The organism is Friedmanniella luteola, from assembly GCF_900105065.1.
Classification (GTDB): Bacteria; Actinomycetota; Actinomycetes; order Propionibacteriales; family Propionibacteriaceae; genus Microlunatus; species Microlunatus luteolus.
Map to the genome: position 1 here is coordinate 2,400,435 of NZ_LT629749.1, position 20,861 is coordinate 2,421,295.

Below are 20,861 nucleotides of genomic sequence, written 5' to 3' on the forward strand. Positions count from 1 at the left end.
CCCCCGGTCTAGCGTGGGGCGGTGAGCGGCTGGCGGGCGGGGGCGGAGCAGCTGGTCCGGGTGGCACCGCACGCCGGGGCGCACCGGGTGGCCCTGCGGGTCGGCGTCTCGGTCCTGGTGCCGTTGCTGGTGCTCCAGCTGCTCGGCCGAGCGGAGTGGTCGATCTACGCCGCGTTCGGCGCCTTCACCAGCCTGTACGGCCGCAACCGGCTGCACCTGGGCCGGCTGCGGATGCAGGCGACGCTCGCGGGCGCGCTGGTCGCCGCGGTGACCGCCGGGGTCGTGGTGGGGACGAGCGGCCAGCGGGCCTGGCTCAGCGTCCCGTGCGCGGCCCTGCTCGCCGGCGTGGTCGCCCTGGCCTCCGACGCCCAGGACTGGCACCCGCCGGGCCCGCTGTTCGTCGTCTTCGCCTTCACCGCCTGCGCCGCCCTGCCCTCGAGCCCCGCCCAGATGGGGACGGCGGCCGCCGTCGCCGCCGCGTCCGCCCTCCTCTCGGTCGTGGTCGGGTCGGCGGGCTGGCGGGGCCGGCCGGCGCCGCCGCGCTCCCCCGCCGCACGGTCTCGTGTGCGGCACCTGCTGGCCGAGCGCCGGGTCCGGCTGCACCTGGTCCGCTACGTCCTCGCCGTGCTGCTCGCCGGCAGCCTGGCCACCGGGCTGGGCATCGGCCACCCGTACTGGGCCATGGTCTCGGCGGTGGTCCCGATGGCGGCCCGGGACCTGACCGGCCAGCTGGTCCGCGGGGCCCACCGGCTGCTGGGCACCGGGCTGGGGCTGGGCCTGGCGGCGCTGCTGCTCGCGCTGCCGCTCCGCGGCCTGCCGCTGGTCGCCGTCGTGGTGGTGCTGCAGGTGGGCGCCGAGCTGCTGGTCGGCCGCAACTACGGGCTGGCCCTGGTCTGCGTCACGCCGCTGGCCCTCCTGCTGGGCCAGCTCGCCGTCGCCCACGCCGCCGGTCCGCTGATCCGCGACCGGGCGCTGGAGACGCTGATCGGCGTCGTCGTCGGCCTCCTGCTGACGGTCCTGGTCCGCGAGCGCGGCGCCCACCCCGCGCTCCCGGCCTCCTGACCGGACGCGCACCGGCCTGGCGGCGCGCGGGGATCAGCCCAGCGGCAGCGTGACCGAGTGCCGCGCCGGCTCCCGGTACAGCGGGTACAGCGGCCCGACCACGCGGTCCGCGGCGGCGTAGGAGTACCAGACGGGCCCGCCGAGACGCTCCTCGGCCGCCGGGGTCAGCAGCACGCGGTCGGGGTGGCTGGCGCTGGGCCCGTCCTGGCGGCGGACCAGGTCGAGGTCGGCCTCCAGCAGCCGGCAGGCGTTGACCTCGCCCACCCGGCCGTAGGACAGGGTCTCGACCTCCAGGCCGGGCACGAGGACCTTGGCCACGCAGACGTCGTCGACCGTCACGGTGCTCGCGAGCACGTCGTGGTCGGCCAGCTGGTCGAGCAGGTGGGCCAGCTGCTCCTCCGGTCCGGTGACCGGCGGCGCTCCGGTGACGACGTCGTCGTAGCGGACGGTGCGGCTGCGGTCGGGGGCCGTGAGCGTCCGCAGCGCGTCGACGCCGAGGTCGCGCCAGGCCGTCATCGCCGCGGTCGCCCGCGCCTCGCCGCCCCCGGCGGCGGCCCCCACCGCCGCCCAGTAGGCGGCCGGGCCCAGCGGCCGGGCGCGCCCGGCCGGGCCGAACATGAAGGTCTTGCGGGCGCGCGAGTTCGCGTACTCCAGCACGGCCTTGGTCAGGCTCGCCTCGGCCGAGGGGTCGGCCGCCTCGCCGCAGGCCGTCACCTGGATGGCCGCGCCCGGGTCGGGGTCGACACCCATCACGTAGGTCGAGCAGACGCCGAGCTCGGTCCCCGCGTGCTTGAGCACCAGCTCGAGCCCGGTGGCCTCGAGCTCGGCGACCAGGGCGGCCACGGACGCCGGCAGGCTGTCCTTGGCGATCTCGGGCGAGCGCGCGTCCAGCGCCCGGAAGCGCAGCCCGTTCGTGTGCCGCTGCAGGATCTCCAGCAGTCCGTGGGCCAGCGGGCGGGTGCCGTCCAGGCCGGCACCGAGGCCGTTGGTGACGGGGGTGAGCAGCGGGGTGGTCCCCGGCGGCAGCTCGCCGGGCTCACTGGCCACCAGCTCGACCGGGACCAGCACCTCCTCCCCCGTGCGCACGCGGCGCAGCGGCAGCCAGGTCAGCGGCATCTCCGGGGTCCAGGGGGAGCCGGCCGGCAGGCAGAGCGTCCGGGGGTCGGCCACCCGCTCGGCCCCTTCCGCACCCACGAGCTCCGCGTACGACCCGGTGCGGGCCCGGGGCCGCAGCTGCTCCACGCCCAGCGCGCCCAGCACGCCCTCGGCGAGCTCGCCGAGGCCACCCCGTCGAGCCGCCGACGGCGTCCGCCCGTACCCGTTGCCGTGCGCCACCACCCGGCCCTCCGACAGCACCGAGCAGCTGGTGACGGGGACGCCCAGCCGGTCCAGGCTGGTCAGGTCCAGCTCCACCAGCTCCCCGGAGCGGCGCAGCGTGCGCGCGTAGGCCTCGGCCTCGGGACTGGTGGGCAGGTCGGGGTTCGGGGCGGGCACGCCTGCACTCTAGGTGGGGCTCCCCACCCCTGTGGTCCACTGGGCGCGTGAACGCACCGGACACGACGTCTGCCACCGCCGGCCTCTCGGCGGTGGTGCTCAACCACGACGCGCGCGGGATCGGGGTGCCGATGCTGCTGCACACCGACGCGTCGCTGGGCCCGGCCCCGGCGGCCGACCGCTTCAGCACCGACGGCTACCTGCACCAGTCCGCGCTCGGGGAACGGCTGTTCGAGACCGGCGACCTCGGCGGGGAGCGGACCGGCGCCCACCTGCTGGCCCTGAACTTCCACGAGGTGCCTGCGGAGTCCCGGCGGACGGCCGCCGAGCGGGTCCGGCGGATGCTGGACCTCGGCGAGCCCTACGACCCGGACGGCACGGGCACCGGCCCCCAGATCGCGCTCGCGTTCTACGACGGCGACGCCGGCACGGCGCTCTGGGCGGCCGAGCTGTGCAGCCGGCTGGACGTCCGGGCCTGGTTCTACCCGCTGCGCTGGACCAGCCTGGAGGACGGTCCCCGGGTGACCGACGAGCAGCTGGCCGACATCGCGACCGCGCACGAGCTGGCGTTCCACACCGCCACCCACCGCTCCGCGGTCGAGATCAGCCCCGAGACGGTGGCGTCCGAGGTGACCGAGGTCGTGGATCGGCTCACCCGCGCGGCCGGCCGGCCGCCCCGGCTGGGCGCGTGGCGGGGCGGGGCCCGGTACGACGCCGCCGAGCTCGGCAACCAGGCGATCCGCGACCTCGGGGTGACCCACGTCGTCTCCAACTGGTCCGTGGAACGGATCGGCTGAGGCGCGCGCTGGGCGCCCCCGCCGGCGCCGGTCCGTTCCGGGGTGAGGATCTTCCGCGCTGCCGTCTCAGCGTGGTAGACCTTGAGCCGCCGGAGCCCCCGCCGCTGGACGAAGGAGTCCCCCATGGCCACGCCCATCCGCCGTCGCACCCTGCTGGCCGCCGGAGCGGGGGCCGTCGCCGCGGCCCTGCCCACCGCTCCCGCCCTCGCCGGCCGACGCCCGTCCCGCGGGGTCGGCTTCACGCTGAACGCCGAGGTCCTCGACGGTGGCGAGCAGGTCACCTCCGTGACGCTGGGCACGAGCCGTCTCGGCCGCGTCGACCCGGCCGGCCTGACCACCCGCACCTTCACCGTGCACGCCAGGGCGACCAGCCCCTTCCCGGTCGGCGCCGACACCATCCTCAGCGAGTACGAGGGCGAGCGGGAGGTGACCGCCGTGCGGCTCGACCGCCGGGGCGACGTCGTCCTCGAGCTCGCCTCCGGTGAGGGCGTGGCCCGGGCCTCGACCCTCGGCTACCTGGTCACCCGCGGCCGCAACGTCGTCCTCGACCTCGAGTACACGATCACCCAGAACACCCCGCTGGACCTCCGGGGCCGCCGCCCGGTCACCATCCCGCGCTTCGTCCAGGGCCGGTTGGTCGACCCCGAGGTCGACGCCTTCCGCCACCGCACCTCCCGCTCGGGCCTGAAGTACCGGCTCTTCTCCCCCGACCGTCGCGGCCGCGGCCGTCACCGGGCCCGCGGGCGACGCCCGCTGGTGGTCTGGCTGCACGGCGGCGGCGAGGGCGCCTCGCTGCCCGACGGCTACTACGACAACGAGACGACGCTGCGGGCCAACCGCGGAGCCCTGGGCTTCGCCACCCCCGAGGCCCAGGCGATCTTCGGGGGCGCCCACGTCGTCGCCCCGCAGAGCACCTCGTTCTGGCTGGAGGACGGCGACCGGTTCGCCCCGCAGCTCCGCCGGCTGGTGGCCGAGGTCGTCCGCGACCACGACGTCGACCGGGACCGCATCTACCTCGCCGGCTGCAGCAACGGCGGCTACATGACGCTGAAGCTGGAGACGGTCTACCCCGAGCTGTTCGCCGCGGCCGTGCCGATCTGCGGGGTCGTCGACTCCTTCCGCGGCAGTGCCCGGCTGATCACCGACGACCAGCTCCGGGCCGTCGAGACCCCCACCTGGCTGGTCGCCGCGGCCGACGACGCCACCGTGCCGCCCGGGCCCAACACGGTCCACGCGGCCGAGCTGATCCCCGACGCGCGCCTGACGCTGTACGACGACGTCACGTGGGACGGCCACCGGTTCCCGGGGCACTGGTCGTGGATCTACGTGGCCCGCAACGACCCGCGCCAGGACGGCACGACGATCTGGGAGTGGATGGCCCGCCAGCGGCGCTGATCTGGGCCAGGACGACAGCCCGGGCCGCGGCCCGGGCTGTCGTCGTCCCGCACCCCACGGGGCGACCGACGATGAGTCCGGTCGCCGGACCGGGTCTGCCCCGCATGACCACCACCACGCACCTGCAGAGCATCGCCGTCCGCGTCGCGGACCAGGACCGGGCCCGCGACTTCTACGTCGACGTGCTCGGCTGCACCCTGAGGACCGACGCCGAGTTCTGGCCGGGCGCCCGCTGGGTCGAGGTCGTCCCGCCCGGCTCGGCGGTGGGCATCGTGCTGCTCACCGAGGCGGGCGGGATGCCGCTCGGGCTGCGGCTGGGCACCGCCGACGCGGACGACGCCCACGCGCGGCTCGCCGCCGCCGGGGTCGACGTCGACGACGTCCTCCGGCTGGAGGTGGCCCCGCCGATGTTCACCCTCCGCGATCCCGACGGCAACCCGCTGGTGCTGATCGAGGACCCCGCGACCGGCTCCTGACCGCGGACGCGGCGCCACCCGGACATGGCGGTGCGCCCCGCCCGGAGACCGGACGGGGCGCACCTCGCACGATCAGGTCTTCGAGCCCGACAGCGCGATGCCCTCCACGATCTGGCGCTGGGCCAGGATGAAGATCAGCAGCAGCGGAGCCGCCGCCAACGTGGTGGCCGCCATCAGCGCACCCCAGTCGGAGGCGTAGGCGCCCTTGAACTGGTTGACCAGCAACGGCAGGGTGAAGTTCGTGTCCGTGTTCAGGAAGATCAGCGGGTAGAAGAACGAGTTCCACTGGCTCAAGAACACGAAGATCCCCAGCGCCACCATCGGGGTCCGCAGCAGCGGCAGGATGATGGTGAGGAAGATGCGGACCCGGTTGGCCCCGTCGATGGCGGCCGCCTCCTCCAGCTCGAGCGGGATGCCGCGCACGTACTGCCGGAGCAGGAACACCCCGAACGCGTTGAAGAGGGCCGCCGGCAGGATCAACGCCGCGAGGGTGTCGACGAGCTGCAGCCGGCCCATGATGACGTAGAGCGGGATGATGGTGAGCTGCTGCGGCACCATCAGGGTGGCCAGGAACACCAGGAACAGGGCGTTGATGCCCGGCACCTTGATCCGCGCGAAGGCGTAGGCCGCCATCGCGCAGGTCACCACGGACACCACGGTGACCGTGACGGCGACGATCGCGCTGTTCGCGAAGCCCCGGACGAAGTCCGCCCCCTGCAGGGCCGTGCTCCAGTTCTGCAGGTTCCACGCCTGGGGCAGCAGCTTGGGCGGCTGGGCGAAGATCTCCTCCAACGGCTTGAAGGAGGAGAGGATCATCCAGGCGAACGGCAGCGCCATGAGGATGCCGCCCACCAGGAGCAGGATGTGGAGCGGGATCTTGGTCCAGCGGAACGGTCGCTTGTTGTCCGCCTGCTTCTCGTGCTCCGTCGCCTCGAGGGCGCGGGTCTGGACGTCAGCTGCGATGGTCATTCTGTGTAGTGCACCCATCTCTTCTGGGCGAGCAGCTGCAGGCCGGTGACGGCGAGCAGTGCGAGGAACAGGCAGACCGCGACCGCAGAGGCCCGGCCATAGCTGAACTCCCGGAAGGCGATCTGCACGATCTCGTAGACGATCGTGCGGGACGCGGCGGGTGCGGTGTCGCCGAGGAAGACGTAGATGTAGTCGAAGATCTGGAAGGACCCGATGATCGAGGTGATCGTCAGGAACAAGATCGTCGGCGACAGCAGCGGGATGGTGATCTTCCGCATCTTCTGCCACTCACCGGCCCCGTCGATGTCCGCCGCCTCGTACAGCGACCTCGGCACGTTCTCCAGGCCCGCCATGAACATGACGATCTGGTAGCCGACGCCCTGCCACACCGAGACGATGGCGAAGGCCAGGATGACGGTCTTCGGGTCCTGCAGCCAGTCCGGCGGGACGATCCCGACCCGGGCCAGGATGCTGTTGACCGGGCTGATGTCGGGGTTGAAGAGCCAGAGCCAGATGGCGGCCACGGCGACCGACGACGTCACCTGGGGCGCGAAGAACAGGACGCGGTAGAAGCTCTTGATGCGTCCCACGCGCTGCAGGAAGAAGCCGATCAGGAACCCGAAGATCATCACGCTCGGCACCTGCAGGATGGTGAACCACAAGGTGTTGAGCGCCGACCGGGCGATCTGCGGGTCGGTGAACACGAACCGGAAGTTGTCCAGACCGGCCGAGGTCATCGGGTTGAAGCCGTCCCAGTTCACGAAGGCCAGCACGAAGGCGAAGATCAGCGGGCCGACGAGGAAGACGATCAGCCCGACGAGCTGCGGACCCAGGAAGGCCAGCCCGTACAGCGCGTCCTTCCGCCGGGCGCGCTTCTGGCCGGCCGTGACCCGCGTCGCCATCGGCCGCTCAGCCAGCCCCTGTTGAGGAGGCGGCTTGACGAGGGTGGCCACGGTCAGCCCTTGCCGTTCATGAGGTTGGCGGCCTTCGTGGCGAACGTCTTGTAGTCGGGCTTCTCGAGGACGAGGGCCTGGAGCTTCGCCTGGTAGCTGCTGGCGACCTCCGGGTTCTCCACCAGCACCTGCGGCGTGGTGTAGCCCTTCTTGGCGACCTGGCTGAAGAAGGCGCCGTGCGCGGGCAGGTTGCCCTCGGTGACCACCTCGTCGATGCCGTCGACGCAGGGCACGGCGTTGCCGCCGCCCGACAGCCGGAACTTCTGGCCCTCCTTGCTGACGAAGTCGCCGGCGAACCTCGTCGCCGTGGCCACGTCCTTGGACTTGGAGTTGACCGACATGGCGGCGCAGTAGACCGCGGTCTCGGAGATGTCCTTGCCCGACTCCGACGGCAGCGGGGCGATGTCGTACTCGAAGTTCTTGAGCTTCTTGACGTTCGGCAGGATCCAGCGGCCGAACTGGACCGTGGCCACCTGGCTGGCGTAGAACAGCGCGTCGCCGTTCTGGCCCTTGGGCAGCGCACCGGTGAAGGTGATCGTCTCGTCGCCCAGGTGCTGGAAGAGCCAGTCCAGGACCTCGAGGGCCTTGGGGTCGGTGTCGAAGATGACCTTGCCGGTGTCGTCGAACGCCTTGCCGCCGAAGGTGGTGATCCAGCCGCAGATGTCGAACCAGGAGGTCTCCCACAGCATGCCGCGCTTTCCGCTGGCCTTGACCTTCGTCAGCAGGTCGTCGAGGGCCGCCTGGTTCCAGGTGCCGGCGTCCTGCATGGCCGCCGGGTCCTGGGTGACCCCGGCCTCGGTGAGGAGCTTCTTGTTGAACCAGAACACCTTCGGGTTGCAGTCGACCGGCAGGCCGTAGACGCCCGTGGTGCCGTCCTTCTTGACCCACTTCATCAGGCCCGGGTAGATGTCGGCCTCCTTGATGGCCGCGTCCGGCGAGTTGAGGTACTCGCTCAGGTCGATGACCTGCCCGGACTCGATCACCTTGGCCATCAGGTTGTCCCCGACGTAGAACGCGTCCGGCCCGGCCGCGCCGGCGAGCTGGGTCACGATCTTCTGCGCGTAGGGCTCCACCACCGTCTGGTAGGTGATCTTGGTGCCGCTCTTGCTGGCGTAGTCGGTCGAGTACTTCTTGAAGCGCTCGGCCTCGCCGGGGTTCGCCCAGCTGGCCCAGGTGACGGCGCCGCCGGTCTTGCCGGCCCCCCCACCACCGCCGCTGGACTGCGGTCCGCCCGAGCTCCCGCCGCCGCAGGCCGCCAGCACTGAGCCCGAGCCCGCCAGCCCCACGCCGGTGAGGGCGGTGGTGCTGAGGAAGCGCCGACGGGAGATGTTGGGCTTGGAAGCCCCGGATGACATGTCGATCACGAACATTCCTCCTTGAATGTGGGTGCAGCAGAACGCGACCGCGCGGGCGCGGCCGGTGGGATGATCCTGTGACCACGTTCACAAGATGTCAATCACCTCCGCCACACGCAGCCCTCGCGCATCATCGATCGACCGGGCGGCGTCTCGACGCGGGCAGAACCAGACCCCCGGGCCAGGCCCGAGCCCGCCGGGATCCGGGCCGTCAGGACGCGGTCAGGTCCACCAGCCGGCGGACCGTGCGCAGGTTCCGCACGGTGGCGCTCACCCCGAGGACCTTGGCGAAGGCGGCCGCCAGCTTGCTGTCCGCCTGTCCGTGGCCGTAGAGCACGTAGACCTCCTGGCCGTGCACGAGCACCGGCTCGTCGGCGGTGGCGAGGGCGAGGAGCCGTTCCGCCGTCCCGTCCGGCGCCGGCCCGGCCAGGAAGGCGATCGTCACCCGGCTGGGGTCGCCGTCGGGGAACGGGTTGGCCGCCAGCGCCGCGTCCAGCTGGGCGACCGTCCGCACCACCACGTCGGCGTGCAGCCCGAAGCCCTCCTCGATCCCCTGCTCCAGCCGCTGGCGGAGCGTCTCCGCGTCCTCCTCGGTGCCCAGCAGCAGGTTGCCGCTGTTGATGTGGGTGGCGACGTCGCGGTAGCCGAGGCCCTCGGCCATCGCCCGCAGCGCCGGCATCGCCACCCGCTTCGCCGTGCCGACGTTGATGCCCCGCAGCAGGGCGACGTGGGTGGTCATGCCCCCATCCTCCCGCCCGCGGCCCGGGCTGTCCCACCACGCGCCCCGAGCCTGTCGAAGGGGCCTTTCGACAGGCTCGGGGACCGGGGGTCAGACCAGGTTGAGCCGACCGGCGCGCGGGCGGATGAAGACGGCCCAGGTGACGACGAAGCAGAGGGCGTAGAACGCGATGAAGGTGAGGTACGCCCCGTCGCCGTTCTTCAGGGTGAGGAACGACTGCCGGAAAGCCAGGTTGACCAGCACGCCGCCGAAGGCGCCGATGGCCCCGGCCAGGCCGATGAGGGCGCCGGACCGCTTGGTGGCGAGCCGGGCGGCGAGCCCGCCGTCCTCCCCCGCCCGCTCGGTCGACATGAGGGCCTTGGCCGTGAAGATGGCCGGGATCATCTTGTAGACCGAGCCGTTCCCCACCCCGCTGAAGACGAAGAGCATCACGAACCCGACCAGGAACAGCGGCAGCGAGTTCTGCTGCGAGGCCACCAGCACCACGGCGGCCCCGGCCGCCATGGCCACGAAGTTCCAGAACGTGACCACGGAGCCCTTGTAGCGGTCGGCCAGGGCCCCGCCGACGGGGCGGATCAGCGAGCCGAGCAGCGGGCCCAGGAACGTCAGGGCCGCGGCCCGGACCGGCACCGGGAACTGCTCGGGGAACTGCACCAGCAGCACCTGCCCGAAGGCGAAGCCGAAGCCGATGAAGGAGCCGAAGGTGCCGATGTAGAGCAGGGAGATGACCCAGGTCTCCGAGTGCCGGGCGACCTCGCGGATCGCCCCCTTCGCGTTGCTGTTCTGGGTCAGGTTGTCCATGCCCAGGTAGGCGCCCAGGGCGGCGAGCACGATCAACGGCAGGTAGATCGCCACCATGGTGCGGGGGTGCGAGGCCCCCAGCGTCGCCAGCACCAGCAGCCCGACCAGCTGCACCACCGGGACCCCGAGGTTGCCGCCGCCGGCGTTGACCCCCAGGGCCCAGCCCTTGAGCCGCAGCGGGTAGTAGGCGTTGATGTTGGTCATCGAGGAGGCGAAGTTCCCGCCGCCCACCCCGGCGAACAGGGAGATGACCAGCAGGGTGCCGAACGAGACGCCGGGCTGCAGGAAGATCGCGATCAGCACGCAGGGCACGAGCAGGAGCAGCGCCGAGACGATGGTCCAGTTGCGGCCGCCGAAGGTGCCCACGGCGAAGGTGTAGGGGATCCGCAGCGCTGCGCCGACCAGCGTCGGCAGCGCGGTGAGCAGGAACTTCTGCGCGGGGTCGAACCCGTAGTCGGGGCCCAGGAACAGCACCAGGACCGACCACAGGCTCCAGACCGAGAAGCCGATGTGCTCGCTGGCCACCGAGAAGACCAGGTTGCGGCGGGCGACGGCCTTGCCGGTGCTGTTCCAGAAGTCGGGGTCCTCGGGGCGCCAGTCGTCGATCCAGCGCCGGCCGATCTTGCGGTGGGACCCCGTCAGGGTCGGGTCGAGGTCTCTCACGGTGGTCATGGGCGGCTCCTGCCGGACGGGGGTCGGGGTGTCGGGGTGGGGGCTCACGGCGTCACGACCAGCTCGTCGCCGTCGAGCCGCACGGCGTAGCGGCGCAGCGGCTCGGCCCCGGTGGTCGAGCAGCCGGTGGCCAGCTCGAAGGCGTTCAGGTGCAGCGGGCAGAGGACGACCTGCTCGTCCAGCTGCCCGTCGGCGATCGGCCCGCCGCGGTGCGGGCAGACGGCGGAGAGGGCGTGCAGCCGGCCGCTCCGCAGCCGGAAGACGGCGACCTGCTCGCCGTCGACGTCGAAGGTCCGGCCCTCCCCGACCGGGATCTGCGCGACCGGGCCCAGCCGGTGCTCGCGGGTGCTGGGGGTCAGCGTGCCCGCGCTCACCAGGCACCCCCCAGCAGCTCCTCGGCGCGGCCGGCGGGCACCCGGGGCAGCACCTCCAGCGGCAGGGCCGTGCGGAACTGCCCCGGCGTCAGCGGCTCCCGGCCCTGCGTCCACGGGTCGACGTGGGTGTCGGCGTGCAGCTGGACGGCCGCGTCGAGACGCTCCGCGATGCCCTCGGAGTCGTCGACGACGACCGACCGGATGTGCTCGATGCCCACCCGCGGCACCCACGCGTAGGTGCGCTCCAGCCAGTTGGCGCTCTCCCGGTAGTACTGCAGGAACCGGCCGGTGAGCAGGTGCGCCTCGTCGGCGGTGTCGACGGTGCAGAGCAGGTCGCCCTTGCGGATGTGCGCCCCGGCGGCGCCGCCGACGTAGAGCTCCCAGCGGCCCCCCTCGATGGCCACGATGCCGACGTCCTTGCAGAGCGACTCCGCGCAGTTGCGCGGGCAGCCCGAGACGGCGAGCTTCATCTTGGCCGGGGACTCCATGCCCTGCATGCGGGTCTCGATCTCCACGCCCAGCTTGGTCGAGTCGCCGGTGCCGAACCGGCAGAACTCCTGGCCGACGCAGGTCTTGACGGTCCGGAACGACTTGCCGTACGCGTAGCCGGACGGCATGTCGAGGTCGGCCCAGACGCCCGGCAGGTCCTCCTTCTTGATGCCCAGCAGGTCGATCCGCTGGCCGCCGGTCAGCTTGACCATCGGGACCTGGTACTTCTCGGCGACGTCGGCGATCCGGCGGAGCTGCTCGGGGGTGGTGACGCCGCCCCGCATCTGCGGGACGACGGAGAAGGTGCCGTCCTTCTGGATGTTGGCGTTCACCCGGTCGTTGATGAACCGGGCGTCGGACTCCTCGACGTACTCCTCGCCCCACATCATCTTGAGCAGCGAGGACAGGCCCATCTTGGACTTGGCGTCCTCCGCGCCGTCCGGGGCGAGGGCGGCGAAGACGGCCGACGGGCTCATCAACCGCTGCTCCCGGATGATCTCCATCATCGGCGCCTTGGCCATCGGGATGCCCGGCACGTAGTAGCTGGCGGCGGGGTCCTCCTCGACGGCGCCGCCGGCCGCGTGCTCCACCAGCTGGGCCACCAGGCCCTTGCAGGTCCCGCAGCCCTTGCCGGCGCGGGTCTTGTCCATCACGCCGGAGACGGTCTTGCAGCCGCCGGCCACGCAGTCGGTGATCGTCTTCTTGCTGACGCCGTTGCAGTTGCAGACCTGGGCGTCGTCCGCCAGCTCGGCGACGCCGACCTCCTCGGCCGGTCCGCCGAGGTCGAACAGCAGGCCGGCCCGCTCCTCGGGCAGCGGCAGGCCGCGGTCGAACGCCTGCTGGAGGAAGGCGACCTTGCGGCTGTCGCCGAGCAGGGTGGCGCCGACGACCTTGCCGTCGCGGATGACGACCGACTTGAACACCCCGCGCTTCGGCTCGGAGAAGACGATGTGCTCGTCGGTGTCGCGCTCGGGCTCGGTCAGCCCCATCGAGGCGACCTCGACCCCGGCGACCTTGAGCTTGGTCGCGGTCCGCGAACCGAGGTAGGCGGCGTGGGGGTCGGCCCCGGTGAGCACGTCGGCGAGCACCACGGCCTGCTCCCAGAGCGGCGCCACCAGCCCGTACACCTGGCCGCGGTGCTGGACGCACTCCCCCACGGCGAAGACGTCGTCGTCGTCGACGGTGCGCAGCTGGTCGTCGACGACGATCGCGCGCTCGACGGTGAAGCCGCTGGTGAGGGCGACGTCGGTGTTGGGACGGATGCCGGCGGCCACGACGACCAGGTCGCACTCGATCTCCGAGTCGTCCCGCAGCCGGACGCCGCGGACCCGGTCGGGCCCCCACACCGCGACCACCCGGTTGTTGACCTCGAGGCCGATGCCGAGGTCGGCCATGCTGCGGCGCAGCACCTCGCCGCCCTCACGGCCGAGCTGGGCGTTCATCAGCCAGCGCCCGGAGTGCACGACGTCGACGGCCAGGCCGTGGCTCTGCAGCCCGCGGGCCGCCTCCAGGCCCAGCAGCCCCCCGCCGATGACGACGGCCCGGTGGTGGTCGTCGTGGGTGGCGTGCTCGACCATGCTGCGGGTGTCGTCGATGGTGCGGAAGGCGAAGATCCCGGGCAGCAGCCGGCCGGGCGCACCGGTCGTCGGGGCCTGTCCCGGCTCGGTCGAGGGGTCCAGCCAGGCGCCGTCCATCGGCGGCATGAACGAGCGGCTGCCGGTGGCGATGACCAGCTGGTCGTAGGGGGTGACCTGGCCGTCGTCGGAGAGCACCACGTGCGCGTGCCGGTCGATCCGGGTGACCCGGACCCCGGCGTGCAGGGTGATGGCGTTCTCCTCGTACCAGGACAGGGCGTTGAGGTAGATGCTGCCCTCGGCCTCCTCGCCGGAGAGCACGTGGCTGAGCATGATGCGGTTGTAGTTGCCGTAGGGCTCGTCGCCGAACATGGTGATCGAGAACAGCTCGGCGCCGCCTCGGGCCAGCACCTCCTCCACCGCGCGGGCCCCGGCCATGCCGTTGCCGATCACGACGAGGCGCCGCTTCTCACCGGGAGCGGCTCCCGGGGTCAGCGGGCGGTGCACCGTGCTCGTCATCAGTGCTCCACCAGCCCGAGGTCGACGACGACGGTGCCGCTGACGCCGAGCGGGGCGACCAGGCGCAGCTCGACCACGGAGCCGCCCTCGATGTCCTCCACCACGCGGAGCGGGACGTGCACGCCGTCCCTCGCGCCCATCGGGAAGTAGCGCATCGCGACGCCGTCCCGCATGAGCACGACGGTCACCAGCTCGTCGCTGGAGTTGCCGCCCCGGAAGTAGAGGGCCTGGCTCACCACCCCGTCGGGGACGACGTGGCTGAGCTCGGGGCTGATCGGCACCGGCTTGTCGAGACCGGCACCCTCGAACGGGAAGATCCCTTGCAGGAAACGGTTCTGGCTGATCATCGGGGGGTCCTCACGTCGGCGGGGCTGGGGGCGTCGGGCGGTGGTCGTGGTCGGGGAGGTCCGGGAGGCCGTCCTCCCGCTCGGGGCGAGCGGCTGGGTGGGCGCGGCGTGCACCGTGCGCGGCGGCGGCGTGGTCAGCAGGTGGTCGTCGTCGGGCGAGCCCACCCGCTCGGCCCGGACGGCGCAGGCCTTGAAGGCCGGCATCCTCGACAGCGGGTCCAGGGCGGGGTTGGTCAGGGCGTTCGCAGCCGAGGCACCGCCCCAGTGGAAGGGGACGAAGACCACGTCGGGGCGGATGTCGGTGCTGAGGCTCGCGCGGAAGGTGGCGGCCCCGCGGCGGGTGGTCAGCCGGACCACGTCGGCCGTGCCGATGCCCAGCGTGCGGGCCAGGTCCGGGTGCAGCTGGACCTCGGGACCGACGGCGGACTGGGCGGTCGCCGGGTGCCGGCGGGTCTGGGTGCCGCTCTGGTAGTGCGCCATCAGCCGGCCGGTGGTCAGCACGTGCGGGAAGGCGGCGTCGGGGCTCTCGTCGGGGGCCCGGTATTCGACGCGCACGAAGCGGGCCCGGCCGTCGGGCGTGGGGAAGCGGTCGGCGAAGAGCCGGGGACTGCCCGGGTGGTCGGGCTGGCCGTCCGGCGTCGCGGGGCAGGGCCAGAAGACGCCCTGCTCGGCGTCGACGCGCTCGTAGCTGATGCCGGAGTAGTCGGCGAGCCCGCCGGCGCTGGCGCGTCGGAGCTCGTCGAAGACCTCGCGCGGCTCGGTGGAGAAGTGCTGCCCGCGGCCGAGCCGCTCCGCCAGCTCCTTCATCAGGTGGAGGTCGTCGTGCACCCCGACGGGCGGGCGCAGCGCCTGCCGGCGACGGATGACCCGGCCCTCGAGGTTGGTCATGGTGCCCTCCTCCTCCGCCCACTGGGCCGTGGGGAAGACGACGTCGGCCAGCTCGGCGGTCTCGGACAGGAAGATGTCGGAGACGACCAGCAGGTCGAGGGCGGCCAGCCGGTCGCGGACCCGGTTCACGTCGGGGGCGGAGACCACCAGGTTCGACGCGAGCACCAGCAGGGCCCGGACACCGCCGGGGGTGCCGAGGCGGTCGAGCATCTCGAAGGCCGAGAGCCCGGGCTGGGGCAGCTCGTCGGGGTCGACGCCCCACACCGCGGCCACGTGCGCGCGGTCAGCCGGGTCGGCCAGCTTGCGGTACCCGGGCAGCTGGTCGGCCTTCTGGCCGTGCTCCCGCCCGCCCTGGCCGTTGCCCTGGCCGGTGATCGTGCCGTAGCCCGAGAACGGCCGGCCGGGCAGCCCGAGGGCGAGGGCGAGGTTGATCCAGGCCTGGGCGGTGTCGGTGCCGCTGCTGTGCTGCTCGGCCCCGCGCGCGGTCAGCACCATCGCGGTCGGGGCCTCGGCCAGCGCGTGCACCGTCCGGCGCAGGTCGGCGACGGGCACGCCGGTGATCCGCTCCACCCGGTCGGGCCAGGACGCGCTGACGCCGGCCCGGACCGCCGCGAAGCCGGTGGTCCGCGTCGCGACGTACTCCTCGTCGACCAGGCCGTCCTTGACCGCCAGGTGCAGGAGCCCGTTGGCCAGGGCGAGGTCGGTGCCGGGCAGCGGCGCGAGGTGCAGCGAGGCGCCGCGGGCCGTCGCGGTGGCCCGTGGGTCGACGACGACGTGGGTGGCCCCGGCAGCGCGGCCGGCGTCGAAGAACTGCATGGCGGGCGGCATGGTGGCGGCCGGGTTGGAGCCCACCAGCAGCACGGCCTGCGCCCGGGCGACGTCCGCGAGCGGGAAGGGCAGCCCGCGGTCGAGCCCGAAGGCCCGGTTGGAGGCCGTGGCCGCCGAGGACATGCAGAAGCGGCCGTTGTAGTCGATCATCGCGGTGCCCAGCGCGACCCGGGCGAACTTGCCGAAGGTGTAGGCCTTCTCGTTGGTCAGCCCGCCGCCGCCGAAGCAGCCGACGGCGTCCCGCCCGTGCGCGGCCTGCAGCCGGACGAGCTCGGCGGCGACGAGGTCCAGCGCCTCGTCCCAGCCCGCCGCCCGGAACGGGCTGGTCCGGTCCCCCGGCACGGTGCGGACCAGCGGGCTCAGCAGCCGCTGCGGGTGGTCGAGCAGTCCGGCGGCGTTCCACCCCTTCGAGCACAGCCCGCCGAGATTGGTGGGGAAGTCCGGCTGCGGCTGCAGCGTCGCCGGCCGGTCCCCCGCCACCACTGAGATCCCGCACTGCAGCGAGCAGTACGGGCAGTGCGTCGAGGTCGGGGCGGAGGCCACGACCTCATCGTGCGCAACCGCTGTTAAGCCCAGGGGCGCGCGACGTTACGGCCGCTTCACCGTTCTCTCACATCTCGCGACCCGGTCAGTGAGGTGATGAGTAGAGGGCCCTGGACCGCGACCGGACCACCGCCGCTCTCGGCGGTCGTGGCGGAGAGCGCGTCCGGACGGGGCGAGGACGGACGACCACCGCAGCGAGGACAGACGAGCACCCCGTGTTACTCGAGGGAAACGTGGGAGTAACCGGGCCTGCCTAGGGTGCTGACCGGCGCCGGGGGCGTCCGGGGCGGCCGAGCCCCGGGGGCGGCCACGTTCCCAGGAGGGCAGGTCCGGGCATGCAGATCGACGTCGACGTCAGCGGGCGCAAGGTCGTGGTCTTCGGGACCCTCGCCGGGAGCCGGCGGGTGGTGCGCCGCTGGACGGCGGCCGGGGCCCGCGTCACCGTGGCGGTGCCCGGGCTGCTGCCGGCCCCGACGCCCCGGTCGGACGGCGTGCGCGTCGTCCCGCAGCCGGAGCCCGACGACGCCCGCGGCCTGCTGCGGCTGGTGGGGCCGGCGTGGTCGGTGGTCGTCGTCGACGTCGTCCCCGAGCTGGCCGAGCGGGTCACGGCGCTGGCCGGCCACCTGCGCCTCCTCGTCCAGCACGAGACGCCGGCGCTCGCCGGCGGCCGGGTGACGCTGGTGGGCGGCGGCCCGGGCAGCACCCGGCTGCTCACGCTCGAGGCGGTGCAGGCGCTGGCCGAGGCCGACGCCGTGCTGTACGACCGCCTCGCCCCGACCGACGACCTGCCCGCCCTCGCCCCCGGCGCCGAGCTCGTGGACGTCGGCAAGCGCCCCTACCACCACCCGGTCAGCCAGCACTCGATCGAGGTGCAGCTGGTGGCCCGCGCCCGGGCCGGGCAGTCGGTGGTCCGCCTCAAGGGCGGCGACGCCTTCGTCTTCGGCCGGGGTGGTGAGGAGATGCTGGCCTGCATCGAGGCGGGGGTGCCGGTCCGTCTCGTGCCCGGCCTCTCCAGTGCCCTGGCCGTCCCGGCGGCGAGCGGCATCCCGGTCACCCACCGCGGGCTCAGCCACGCCTTCACCGTGATCTCCGGCCACGTGCCGCCGGCGGCCGAGGAGCTCGCCGCCCTGGTCCGGCTGGGCGGCACGGTGGTGGTGCTGATGGGGATCGCCAACCTGGAGCAGATCGTCGCCGGGCTGTGCGCGGCCGGCCTGGATCCCGCGGTGCCGGCCGCCGTCGTCGAGCGGGGTTTCTCCGCCTCCCAGCGCAGCACGTTCACCACGGTCGGGCGGCTGCCCGCGGAGGTGCGGCGGCTGGACCTGGGCTCGCCGGCGGTGGTCGTCATCGGAGCGGTCGTCGACGTTGCCCCGGCGGCCGGCCGGACCGGTGAGCTGCTGGCCGCGCTCGACGCGGTGGCCCCGGCCGGGGTGCGCGAGCGGTGACGGGGACCTCGGGGGCGGCAGGGCCGGCAGGACGGGTCGACCAGCTGAGCGGGTTCCGGATCGGGGTCACCTCCGACCGGCGCTCGCAGGACCTGATCACCGCGCTGGAGCGCCGCGGCGCGCAGGTCGTGCACGCGCCGGCGCTGAAGATCGCCAACAACGACCAGGACGCCACGCTGCTGGCGGAGACGCGGGAGCTGATCCGGCACCGGCCGGAGGTCGTGCTGGTGACCACCGGCTACGGGATGCGGCGCTGGTTCGAGGTGGCGGACGCCGCGGGCCTGGGGGCCGAGCTCACCGACGTCCTCGAGCAGGCGCAGATCTTCGCCCGCGGCCCCAAGGCGGTCGGGGCGGTCCGGGCGGCGGGCCTGGAGGACGCGCAGGCGACCGACCTGGACACGACCGCCTCGCTGGTCGACGTGGTCGCCGACCGCGACCTGACGGGGCGCCGGGTGGCGATCCAGCTGCACGGCTACACCGACGAGGTGCAGCTGGCCCGGCTGCGCGAGCTGAGCGCCGACGTCCTCACCGTGACCCCCTACCGTTGGGTGCAGCCTCCGGCCACCGACCGGCTCCCCCGGCTCATCGAGTCCGCGGCGCGCGGCCAGCTGGACGCCGTCGTCTTCACCAGTGCCCCCGGGGCCGTCGCGACGCTGGAGACGGCCGAGGCGCTGGGGCTGCGCACCGCCCTGGTGCGGGCGCTGTCGGGTGAGGTGCTGGCCGCGGCGGTCGGCCCGGTGACCGCCGCGCCGCTGCGCTCGGCCGGGATCGAGCCCGTCGTCCCCGAGCGGCACCGCCTCGGCGCCCTGATCCGGCTGGTCTGCGAGCAGCTCGGCGGGCACCGGGTGGAGCGGTACCGCAGCGGCGGCGTGCTCGTGGAGGTGCGCGGCCGGCAGGTCAGCGTCGACGGCCGCGCGGTCGCGCTCGGCCCGAACGCCCTCGCGCTGTTCAAGACGCTGGCCCGCTCGGAGACCGTGGTGTCCCGGACCGAGCTGATCGACGCGCTCCCCGAGGTGCTCGACGACCACGCCCTCGAGGTGGCGATGAGCCGGCTCCGCCGGAGCCTCGACGTGCCCGGGCTGATCAGCACCGTCGTCCGCCGCGGCTACCGGCTGAACGCCTTCCGCGAGCACGGCTGAGCCTCCCGACCCGTCCCGGGAGACGCCGACGGCTCCACATGGGCCTCGAGCGGACGCGGAGCGCCGTCGACTCCTGACCTCGCTGCACCCTCACGGTGGTCCTGCACCCCCTCGCCGGGGTGCAGGACCACCGTCAGGGTGCAGGAGCGCGGGTCATCCACAGATCTCCTCGCGTCACCGCCCTCGCGGTTTGTCGAGTGGTCGGCTCGATGCGCAGCTCGGCCTCCAGCGCTGCCTCGGGCTGGGCGCCGAAGCGGCTCAGCTGGGCGGACCGTCGTCGTCGCGGTCGTAGAAGACCAGCCAGCCCACGTGGACCCCGTAGAGCAGCAGCAGGAACCCGACCACCGCGCCCACGGTCGTCGCGATCGGCGGACCGACCTCGTGGGCGCTCAGCACCAGGGCGACGGCCATCAGCGAGCAGCCCGCGATGACCGCACGGCTGCAGCGGCGCTTGCGGCGGCCGACCTCCGCGGCGTCCATGCCCCGACGGTAGTCGCGGGCCCCGCCCCGGCCCGGCCGGCCGACGGCGCCGTCCGCGACCCACCGGGTAGACAAGGGGCATGACACCACCTGAGTACCCGGCGGCCTGGGACGAGAAGTACACGGACCCGCAGCTGCGGCTCCGGCTGAAGGACGAGGTCGTGGCCGGCGACAAGGGCGGCAAGCCCGGCCAGTGGAGCGCCCGGAAGGCCCAGCTGCTCGCCGCGGAGTACGAGAAGGCGGGCGGCGGCTACCGGGGCGAGAAGGACGAGACCCAGCAGCACCTCGCGGAGTGGAGCGACGAGCGCTGGCAGACCGCGGACGGTTCCGCCGACGCCCGCACCGGGGACGACGACGAGCGGGGCGGCGCCTCCCGGCGCTACCTGCCCGAGAAGGCCTGGGAGCAGCTGTCGGAGGAGGAGAAGAAGGCCACCGACGCGGAGAAGGCCGCGGGCAGCGCCCGTGGTGAGCAGTTCGTGCCCAACACCGACGCTGCCGCCGCGGCCGGCCGGGACGCCCGCCGGCACCACGACGACGGCGACGAGCCGCCGGTCGAGGGGTACGACGACCTGACCGCCCGGGAGGCGGTCCGCGTCGTCGCCGGCCTCGAGGACGACGCGGAGGTCGAGGCGGTGCAGGCCTACGAGCAGACCCACGACGACCGCAAGACCGTCCTCGACCGCGCCGACCGCAAGCTCTCCTGATCCGCGACAGCACCACCGCGTGGACGAGCCGGCACACCCATCACCGCGTCCGAGCGGAGCGAGGACGGGGAACATGGTCCAGTGCCGTTGACGTACAGGACCAGGGCCAGGGGCACGGGTGCGAGCAGACCGCCGAGCAGCACCGAGGCCGGGGCGAGCCACGACCATCGCGCCGCCGGCCGAGCGGAGCGCCACCGACAGCGGGTCGCCGGCGGCGGCCTGCGCGGCCTGCTGCTGCCGGGCGTGCCGGGCCCCCAGGAAGGCGGCGGCGGCCGCGACCAGGAGCAGGGGGACCAGCACGCCCAGCACGGCGCCCCGGTCCAGGCCCGGCGCCAGCTGGGCCAGGGTCGCCGCGGGGGTGTGGACCGCGGCGGACAGCGGCACCCGCCCAGCGTCGCGGTGGCGAACGGGCGGACCTCGGCCGGCCCGAAGACCCCGTTGCCGCCGGGGGCACCGGCCAGCGTGAAGCCGGCCAGCAGGCGGTACAGCCCGAGCAGGACGGGCAGCTGGACGAGCAGCGGCAGGCCGCCGGCGAGGCCGGGTCCCTCGGTGGCCTGGAGGCGGCGGACCGCCTCGCGATGCGCCGCGGGATCGTCGGCATGCTGCACGCGGAGCGCGGCCAGCCGCGGGCGCAGGGCTGCCGAGCGCCGGCCGGCGGCGAGCTGCTGCCGGGCCGGACCCAGCAGCAGGAGGCGGACGCAGACCACGAGCAGCACGACGGTGCCGGCCCAGGCGGCGCCGGAGCCGGGGTCGACGGCCAGGCCGAGCAGGTCGTGCAGGAGCTTCATCAGGGCAGAGACGGGCACGGAGAAGAGGTCGAG

18 protein-coding genes are annotated in these 20,861 nt (G+C 73.6%); 7 read left to right on the forward strand and 11 right to left on the reverse strand.

Going from position 1 to position 20,861, the window contains the following annotated elements:
• The first annotated feature begins 21 nt into the window (after positions 1–21).
• Positions 22–1,062 (forward strand): FUSC family protein, encoded by a 1,041-nt coding sequence (locus tag BLT72_RS11360; RefSeq protein ID WP_231929990.1) that lies wholly within the window; start codon positions 22–24, stop codon positions 1,060–1,062.
• 33 nt (positions 1,063–1,095) lie between these two features.
• Here BLT72_RS11360 and BLT72_RS11365 read toward each other — a convergent pair whose 3' ends face one another.
• Positions 1,096–2,556, reverse strand: a complete 1,461-nt coding sequence (locus BLT72_RS11365; RefSeq protein ID WP_091413002.1) for a YcaO-like family protein — start codon at positions 2,554–2,556, stop codon at positions 1,096–1,098.
• A 47-nt stretch (positions 2,557–2,603) separates the two neighbouring features.
• On the opposite strand from BLT72_RS11365, the gene BLT72_RS11370 reads away from it, so the two are divergent.
• From BLT72_RS11370 to BLT72_RS11380, 3 genes are all read left to right on the forward strand, one after another.
• Positions 2,604–3,353 carry a polysaccharide deacetylase family protein gene (locus BLT72_RS11370; RefSeq protein ID WP_091413003.1) on the forward strand — a complete coding sequence of 250 codons (750 nt, stop codon included), beginning with the start codon at positions 2,604–2,606 and terminating at the stop codon, positions 3,351–3,353.
• 123 nt (positions 3,354–3,476) lie between these two features.
• A complete protein-coding gene (locus BLT72_RS11375; protein ID WP_091413004.1) occupies positions 3,477–4,748 on the forward strand; it encodes a prolyl oligopeptidase family serine peptidase in 1,272 nt (423 codons plus the stop codon).
• 104 nt (positions 4,749–4,852) lie between these two features.
• Positions 4,853–5,224, forward strand: a complete 372-nt coding sequence (locus BLT72_RS11380; RefSeq protein WP_091413005.1) for a VOC family protein — start codon at positions 4,853–4,855, stop codon at positions 5,222–5,224.
• Between the two features lie 72 nt (positions 5,225–5,296).
• Here the strand turns inward: BLT72_RS11380 and BLT72_RS11385 are convergent, their stop codons facing one another.
• The 8 genes from BLT72_RS11385 to BLT72_RS11420 form a co-directional block, all read right to left on the reverse strand.
• A complete protein-coding gene (locus BLT72_RS11385) occupies positions 5,297–6,193 on the reverse strand; it encodes a carbohydrate ABC transporter permease (protein ID WP_091413006.1) in 897 nt (298 codons plus the stop codon).
• Entirely contained in the window at positions 6,190–7,146 is a 957-nt protein-coding gene (locus BLT72_RS11390; protein ID WP_231929992.1) for a carbohydrate ABC transporter permease, read from the reverse strand. The genes BLT72_RS11385 and BLT72_RS11390 overlap by 4 nt, the downstream gene beginning before the upstream one ends.
• Before the next feature lie 2 nt (positions 7,147–7,148).
• Positions 7,149–8,501: an ABC transporter substrate-binding protein gene (locus tag BLT72_RS11395; protein ID WP_091417230.1), complete on the reverse strand. Its 1,353-nt coding sequence runs from the start codon at positions 8,499–8,501 to the stop codon at positions 7,149–7,151.
• 211 nt (positions 8,502–8,712) lie between these two features.
• Positions 8,713–9,240, reverse strand: a complete 528-nt coding sequence (locus tag BLT72_RS11400; protein ID WP_091413008.1) for a DUF1697 domain-containing protein — start codon at positions 9,238–9,240, stop codon at positions 8,713–8,715.
• Between the two features lie 90 nt (positions 9,241–9,330).
• Positions 9,331–10,713: a nitrate/nitrite transporter gene (locus tag BLT72_RS11405; protein ID WP_091417231.1), complete on the reverse strand. Its 1,383-nt coding sequence runs from the start codon at positions 10,711–10,713 to the stop codon at positions 9,331–9,333.
• Positions 10,714–10,757: 44 nt separating this feature from the next.
• Positions 10,758–11,087, reverse strand: a complete 330-nt coding sequence (locus tag BLT72_RS11410) for a Rieske (2Fe-2S) protein (protein ID WP_091413009.1) — start codon at positions 11,085–11,087, stop codon at positions 10,758–10,760.
• Entirely contained in the window at positions 11,084–13,669 is a 2,586-nt protein-coding gene (nirB, locus tag BLT72_RS11415) for a nitrite reductase large subunit NirB (protein WP_091413010.1), read from the reverse strand. The genes BLT72_RS11410 and nirB overlap by 4 nt, the downstream gene beginning before the upstream one ends.
• Positions 13,669–16,275, reverse strand: coding sequence for a molybdopterin oxidoreductase family protein (locus BLT72_RS11420; protein ID WP_091413011.1), 2,607 nt, complete (start codon positions 16,273–16,275; stop codon positions 13,669–13,671). The genes nirB and BLT72_RS11420 overlap by 1 nt, the downstream gene beginning before the upstream one ends.
• Positions 16,276–16,610: 335 nt before the next feature.
• Here BLT72_RS11420 and cobA point away from each other — a divergent pair, with 335 nt between their 5' ends.
• Positions 16,611–17,717 (forward strand): uroporphyrinogen-III C-methyltransferase, encoded by a 1,107-nt coding sequence (cobA, locus tag BLT72_RS11425; protein WP_091413012.1) that lies wholly within the window; start codon positions 16,611–16,613, stop codon positions 17,715–17,717.
• A complete protein-coding gene (locus tag BLT72_RS11430) occupies positions 17,714–18,856 on the forward strand; it encodes a uroporphyrinogen-III synthase (protein ID WP_091413013.1) in 1,143 nt (380 codons plus the stop codon). The genes cobA and BLT72_RS11430 overlap by 4 nt, the downstream gene beginning before the upstream one ends.
• Positions 18,857–19,114: 258 nt before the next feature.
• On the opposite strand, the gene BLT72_RS11435 is transcribed toward BLT72_RS11430, so the two are convergent.
• Positions 19,115–19,336, reverse strand: coding sequence for a hypothetical protein (locus BLT72_RS11435; RefSeq protein ID WP_091413014.1), 222 nt, complete (start codon positions 19,334–19,336; stop codon positions 19,115–19,117).
• 80 nt (positions 19,337–19,416) lie between these two features.
• On the opposite strand from BLT72_RS11435, the gene BLT72_RS11440 reads away from it, so the two are divergent.
• Entirely contained in the window at positions 19,417–20,040 is a 624-nt protein-coding gene (locus BLT72_RS11440) for a hypothetical protein (RefSeq protein ID WP_091413015.1), read from the forward strand.
• Here the strand turns inward: BLT72_RS11440 and BLT72_RS11445 are convergent.
• A complete protein-coding gene (locus BLT72_RS11445; RefSeq protein ID WP_172826059.1) occupies positions 19,977–20,828 on the reverse strand; it encodes a YidC/Oxa1 family membrane protein insertase in 852 nt (283 codons plus the stop codon). The two genes, BLT72_RS11440 and BLT72_RS11445, sit on opposite strands and share 64 nt — an antisense overlap.
• Positions 20,829–20,861: the final 33 nt, after the last annotated feature.